Raw genomic sequence first — 2286 nt, forward strand, 5'->3', positions numbered from 1 at the left:
GCCATGAGCTTGCCCTGGCGGACGGCGTGCTGGGCGTTCGGCACGCAGAAGCGCCGCCGGTGAGGTCGGGGACGGCCGTTGCGTCGCCGCCCGCCCCGCCCTCGTCCGCGTGGATCGCCGGCGTCCGCGGCTCCGGCTTCACGCTGCTGGTGATGGGGATCATGATCCTCGCGGTGGTCGTGCTCGCCCCGAGCATCAAGAACTTCGTCGAGCAGCGCGCCGAGATCGCCGAGCTGCAGCGCTCGGTCGACGCGGCCAAGACCCAGGCGCAGAACCTCGACGAGCAGCGCACCCGCTGGTCCGACCCGGCGTTCATCCGCGCGCAGGCCCGCGAGCGGCTGTACTTCGTGATACCCGGCGAGGTGAGCTACCTCGTGCTCGACGACGTGACGCTCGCCCAGCAGGCGCAGCAGCCCGCGAGCGACACGGTGCAGGAGACCCCGAGCGACTGGGCCGGATCCCTGCTGTCCTCGATCGCGGTCTCGGGCCTCGGCGAGCCGACCGCCGATGAGCTGACACCGACTCCGTAGCTCCCGCCCGACCCCGTCGGTCCCGCCCGGCCCCGCGTACACTGGAGCGTCCTCCCGGCCGTCCGTCCTCTGGAGCCCCCGTGACCACGCCCCCCTTCGATCCGCCGTCCGAGCGCGACATCGCGGTCGTCTCCGCCCAGCTGGGCCGTCCCGCCCGGGACGTCGTCGGGATCAGCGCCCGCTGCGTCTGCGGCGACCCGACGGTGGTCTCCACGAGCCCCCGCCTGTCCGACGGCACGCCGTTCCCCACCTTCTACTACCTGACCCACCCCGCCGCGACGGCCGCGATCTCGCAGCTCGAGGCCACCCAGGTCATGGTCGAGTACAACGCGATGCTCGCCGAGGACGAGGAGCTGCGCGAGGCGTACGCCGCTGCGCACCGGGCGTTCCTGGCCGACCGCGAGAGCGTCGGCTCCGTCCCCGAGATCGCGGGCATCTCCTCCGGGGGCATGCCCTCGCGGGTGAAGTGCCTCCACGCCCTCGCCGCGCACGCCCTCGCGGCGGGCCCCGGCGTCAATCCGATCGGCGATCTGGCCCTGGCCCGCGCCGACTGGTCTCCCGAGCGCTGCGCCTGCAGGCCGCTCGACGCGTAGCCGCTCCTACCGGAGCCACGGAGGCGCCACCACCGGCGCGCTCTTCGCTAAGCTGATTCCCAGTCGGGGTCAGTGCTGCCCACCGCATCGAGAGCGGGCACTTCGCATTGCGTGAGGGTGTTCGCATTGTCCATCCCTCTTGGAGAGTCAACCGTGCCCAGAATCCTGATCGTCGGAGGCGGCTACGCCGGCTTCTACACCGCGTGGAAGCTCGAGAAGCAGCTCCGCCCGCACGAGGCAGAGGTCACGATCGTCGACCCGCTGCCCTACATGGCGTACCTGCCCTTCCTCCCCGAGGTCGCCGCGGGGTCGATCGAGCCGCGCCACGCGATCGTCTCGCTCCGCCGCCACCTCACGAAGACCGCGATCCTCGCCGCCAAGGTGACGAAGATCGACCACGCGAACCGCACCGCGACGATCACCCCGACCGTGGGCGAGCCCTACGAGTTCGAGTACGACCAGATCGTCGTCACCGCCGGCTCCGTCTCGCGCACCTTCCCGATCCCGGGCGTCGCCGACAACGCGATCGGCCTGAAGACGATCGAGGAGGCGACCGCGATCCGCGACCGCATGCTCACGAACTTCGACAAGGCCGCGTCGCTCCCCGCTGGCCCCGAGCGCTCGCGCCTGCTGACCGTCACGGTCGTCGGCGGCGGGTTCGCGGGCATCGAGGTCTTCGCCGAGCTGCGCTCCTTCGCGAGCGCGCTGCTCAAGCGCTACCCCGAGATCGACTTCGAGGAGACGCAGTTCCACCTCATCGAGGCGATGGGCCGGATCATGCCCGAGGTCGCCCTCGAGACGAGCCACTGGGTGCTGAAGAACCTCGACCAGCGCGGTGCCACCGTGCACCTCGACACGCAGCTCAAGTCGGCCGAGAACGGCGTCATCCAGCTGTCGACGGGCGAGAGCTTCGAGTCGGACCTCATCATCTGGACCGCGGGCGTCATGGCGAACCCGTCGATCAAGAACTCCGACCTGCCCATCGAGGAGCGCGGCCGCCTGCGCGTGCGCGCCGACCTCCGCGTCGGCCACGACGACGTGCTCGTCGAGGGCGCCTGGGGCGCCGGCGACGCAACGGCCGTCCCCGACCTCACCGGCGGCGGCGTCGGCGGCTTCTGCGTGCCGAACGCCCAGCACGCCGTCCGCCAGGGCAAGCTCATGGC

The 2286-nt window shown here is 71.4% G+C and carries 3 protein-coding genes; all 3 read left to right on the forward strand.

Features of this window, described 5'->3' with window-relative positions; genetic code table 11:
- Positions 1-59 precede the first annotated feature (59 nt).
- The gene (locus tag C5C36_RS17150; RefSeq protein WP_181133856.1) at positions 60-530 is read left to right on the forward strand and encodes a septum formation initiator family protein; all 471 of its coding nucleotides are present in this window, start codon (positions 60-62) and stop codon (positions 528-530) included.
- A gap of 80 nt (positions 531-610) precedes the next feature.
- Positions 611-1123: a DUF501 domain-containing protein gene (locus C5C36_RS17155; RefSeq protein ID WP_104227430.1), complete on the forward strand. Its 513-nt coding sequence runs from the start codon at positions 611-613 to the stop codon at positions 1121-1123.
- Between the two features lie 153 nt (positions 1124-1276).
- The coding region (locus C5C36_RS17160) for an NAD(P)/FAD-dependent oxidoreductase (RefSeq protein WP_104310111.1) at positions 1277-2286 on the forward strand (1010 nt) is incomplete at its 3' end.

The organism is Rathayibacter sp. AY1G1 (assembly GCF_002932095.1).
Classification (GTDB): Bacteria; Actinomycetota; Actinomycetes; order Actinomycetales; family Microbacteriaceae; genus Rathayibacter.